Here is a 322-nt window from a genome sequence, read left to right as displayed (position 1 = left end):
ATCGGTCGCGGCGGATGGCCAATGACCGTTTTTTGTTTCCCCGACGGGCGACCATTTCATGCCGGAACGTACTGGCCCGATAAACCCAGAGGCGGCATGCCCTCCTTCCCACAAGTGTTAGAACAAGTCCAACTTGTTTGGCGGGATAACCGGTCAGATTTAGAAGAACATGCAAACCAGCTTTTGCCGTACGTTGGGAGACAAGCTTCAGCGTTGTCTGGTGGCCCGCCAGAGCGCAACGCTATAGAAGATGCATCAAAGAAGCTTCTCGCGTCACACGACAATGAATGGGGCGGGTTTGGTTCCGCACCAAAATTCCCTC

The organism is Acidimicrobiales bacterium (assembly GCA_030747595.1).
Classification (GTDB): domain Bacteria; phylum Actinomycetota; class Acidimicrobiia; order Acidimicrobiales; family MedAcidi-G1; genus UBA9410.
Note: the sequence above shows the minus strand (reverse complement) of the source record.